Genomic DNA, 3,523 nt, shown 5'->3' on the forward strand with positions numbered 1-3,523 from the left:
CTCGCCGCCCTCCTGTCGGAGGGGCCGGCCCTGCCCCCCGGCACCGACCCGGAGGCCCTGCACGCGCGCCTGACCGTGCGCCGGGCCCGCGAGGCGGAGCTGGCCGAGCGCCGGGCCGAACTCGCCCGGGCCGCCGAGGGCCAGTCCGAGGCCGATCTGCGGGCGGAGCGCGCGGCGCTCACGGGCGACGACATCGAGGGGCTCATCGCCAACCTCGCGGCCGAGGAGGACGACCTCGACCAGCGCGGCAAGCTCGCCTTCGCCGACCGCGACCGGCACGAGCGCCGCCGGGCCGAACTGGAAGGCGGCATCGGCGCCGAACTGGCGCTCGCCCAGCGCAAGGCGGCGGAAGCCGAACTGCAGGCCAACGCCCGGCACTGGGCGGTGCTCAAGCTCGCGGGCCTGATGCTCGGCACCGCCATCGGCCGCCACCGGGCCGGCCAGCAGGACCCGCTGCTGACCCGCTCCGGCGCCCTGTTCGGGGCGCTGACCGGGGGCGCCTTCGCGGGCCTCGCCCAGGATTACGATGCCGCCGACACGCCCCGCCTCGCCGGGCGCCGCGCCACGGGCGAACTCGTGCCGGTGGAGGGCTTGAGCGAGGGCACCCGCGACCAGCTCTACCTCGCCCTGCGGCTGGCCTACCTGGAGGATTACGCCGCCCGGTCCGAGCCCGCCCCGTTCATCGGCGACGACCTCTTCCTCACCTTCGACGATTCCCGCACCGCCCACGGCCTCGAGGCCCTGGCGGCGGTGGGCGACACCATCCAGCCGATCCTGTTCACCCACCACCGCCACGTGGCGGACCTGGCGCGGGCGCGGCTGGGGGATGCGGTCGACGTTCTGGACCTGTGATCCGGTCCGGGACCGGGTATCAGAACCGGTAGCCGAGGCCCGCGCCGACGATGAGCATGTTCAGGTCGGCCTCCACCTTGACGCCGCCGATCGCGTAGGATTGCGGTGGCACGAAGACGTACTTCACCATGGCGTTCGCGAACCAGTTGCCGCCGAGGTGGTAGTCGAGGCCGGCCTGGAGCACGGGGCTGACCTGCGCCTTGAGCTTGAAGTCCGGGATACCCCTGGCCGGCGTGATCGCGATGGGCGTCGAGGCGGCGACCCCGATGCCGACATAGGGATTGAGGCGCGCCCCCGGCAGGAGGTGGAGCTGCACGAGCCCCATCGCCGCCGCGTTCCAGATCGACCCGATCGCGATGTCGCCCACCAGCGAGTCCCGGATGACCGGCCGGGTCCGGACGGCCCCGGCCTGGGCCTCGAAGGCCACGTGGTCCGTGAGGAAGTACGACACGTCGAGGTCCGGCAGGAGGGCGGCCGGGGTCTCGACGCGCCCGCCGATCAGGTCGATGCGCGCGCGGCTCTCCGTGGGGATCGACCCGGCGATCCGGCCCCGGACGAGCCAGTCCCCGGCCCGCAGGCCGGCGCCCGGCTCCAGGGAAGCGGCGGCCGGCCCGGGGGGCTCCGCCGCCCGTGCGGCCCCCGGCGGCGCGAGGGCGAGGAGGCCGGCGAGGACCGGAACCAACCGAGGGGCGAAGGCCGACATGGAGGCTGCTTTCGGAGCGGGGGGCGATGGGGCATCGCCGGGCGGGCTTCCGAGCGGCGAAGCGCCGGAGCCCGGACACGGTCGCGAATCTATGGATGCAAATCTCTTACGAAAATTTTAGGGGGCGGTCTTACATTGTCTTTAATGGGATCGCCGATAGACTTTGAATATCAGGATATAAAGTTGGTATGACAGGTATTAGAAAATCCGAAGCCCGGCGGTCCGAAGTCGATCGATGAGTTTCGGATCCGCTCCGTATCCCGAGTCCGTCGAGCCATAGAAGAGTATCGTCGTGCGCCCTCGAATTCGGCACCGCGTCACTGTCGTCACCGGAGGAATGCCGGTCCATGACGCTTGATCTCTACACGCTTCACTTTGCCAGCGCGGCCAGCCGGTGCGCCTACGTCGTCGTCTTCCTCGTCATGGCCCTCAGCCAGCGTCAGCAGACCCACCTCTGGCAGTGGATGGGCGCCATGGGCGCGTCGATGGCGGGGTCGCTCATCATGATGCGCGTGCCACCGGACGAACTGCCCCCCATCCCCGTCACGGTGGCCGTCTACTGGCTCTACGGCGCCAGCATCGTCCTCGCTTGGACCGGGCTGCGCAGCTTCTTCGGCCGGCCGGCGAGGACCGGGCTCGGCCTCGCCCTCGCCGCCCTCCCGGGCGTCTTCTATCCGGTCGCCCTCGGCCTCGGCCTCTCCATCCGGCTGGCCCTCGCGGGGGTCTTCGCCTGCTGCCTCGTGCCGACCCTCCTGGCCGCGTCCGAGACCCTGCGCCTCTCGGCGGGGGCCGAGCGGCTCTGGGCGCAGTCCATCGAGACCGTGGCGTTCGGGTTCTACGCCCTCGTCTTCGTGCTCTCGATCGGGATGCTGGTCGGAACCGACCTGCCCGTCGCCTCGGCCGAGAGCGCGCGCATCTCCATGGTCGTGGATCAGGTCATGGGGGTGTTCCTCTATTTCGGGTTCGTCGCGATGGCCGCCGAGCGCGCCCACCGCACCCTCCTGCGCCTCGCCGAGACGGACCCGCTCACGGGCCTGTCCAACCGCCGTGGCCTGCAGACGATGCTGCGCCGCCGCTTTCCGCGCCCGGGGGCGCGCCCGGCGATGGGCGTGCTGATCCTGGACGTCGACCACTTCAAGGCCATCAACGATCGCCACGGGCACGAGGGCGGGGACCGCGTCCTGGCGGAATTCGGAGCCCGGATGAAGGCCGCGCTCCGGGCCACCGACATGGTGGCTCGCTGGGGCGGCGAGGAATTCCTCGTGGTGCTGCCCGGGACCGATGCGCGGGAACTCCTCGGTGTCGCCGAGCGGTTGCGGGCGGTCATCGCCGAGGCGCCGTTTCTCCTTTCCTCCGGCCCCTTGCGGGTGACCGTCAGCATCGGCGCCGCCGGCCTGGGGCCGGGCGAGGCGGATTTCGAGGAGGCCCTGCACCGGGCCGATGCCGCGCTCTACGACGCCAAGAGCCGTGGACGCGATCGCGTGGTGTGCGCGCCGGCGCGGGGACCGGACCGCGAGGTGGCCTGCGTCGGGCTGCGGGCGGCTTAGGCGAGCCGCGCCTGGCACGCCGCCTTCCGGGGGACGGGCCGGCGCCAGATCGCCCGCCCCAGCAGCAGCCCCAGCCGCCGGCAGAACAGCGCCACCCCGAGGCACCACATCACCCCCGTCAGCAGCGCGCTCGCCAGGGCCGTGAGGCCGGCGCCGAGGGCGAGCGCGCCCCGCCCGAGGAGCGCGAGGGCGGCGCGGGTGCGGGGGCCGAGGCGCTCGGACAGGCGCACCGCCCGGGCCATGTCGGCGGGGTCACGGGCCAGCCCGAGCACCTGCATCACCCCGCGCTGGCCCGTGCGGCGGCCGAGGACGAGGGTTTCGCCGGCCAGATTGGTCAGGCGCGCCACCGTGCCGGGGCGGATGGCGAGGCCGGCGGCGGCCCGCGCCCCGGCGAGGTCGAGGCGGGCGGCGGCGGAGACGG

The 3,523-nt window shown here is 72.9% G+C and carries 2 protein-coding genes and 2 pseudogenes; 2 read left to right on the forward strand and 2 right to left on the reverse strand.

Annotation, left to right across the window (positions count from 1 at the left end; translation table 11 throughout):
* Positions 1 to 852: pseudogene (locus tag K2X24_RS11850) on the forward strand (chromosome segregation protein SMC); the annotation flags it as partial.
* Between the two features lie 19 nt (positions 853 to 871).
* Here the strand turns inward: K2X24_RS11850 and K2X24_RS11855 are convergent.
* Positions 872 to 1,555, reverse strand: a complete 684-nt coding sequence (locus K2X24_RS11855) for an OmpW family outer membrane protein (RefSeq protein WP_292498168.1) — start codon at positions 1,553 to 1,555, stop codon at positions 872 to 874.
* 347 nt (positions 1,556 to 1,902) lie between these two features.
* On the opposite strand from K2X24_RS11855, the gene K2X24_RS11860 reads away from it, so the two are divergent.
* Entirely contained in the window at positions 1,903 to 3,102 is a 1,200-nt protein-coding gene (locus tag K2X24_RS11860) for a GGDEF domain-containing protein (RefSeq protein ID WP_292498171.1), read from the forward strand.
* Here K2X24_RS11860 and K2X24_RS11865 read toward each other — a convergent pair.
* Positions 3,099 to 3,523: pseudogene (locus K2X24_RS11865) on the reverse strand (hypothetical protein); the annotation flags it as partial. The gene K2X24_RS11860 and the pseudogene K2X24_RS11865 overlap by 4 nt on opposite strands.

The sequence above is a fragment of the Methylobacterium sp. genome (assembly GCF_019750675.1).
GTDB lineage: Bacteria > Pseudomonadota > Alphaproteobacteria > Rhizobiales > Beijerinckiaceae > Methylobacterium.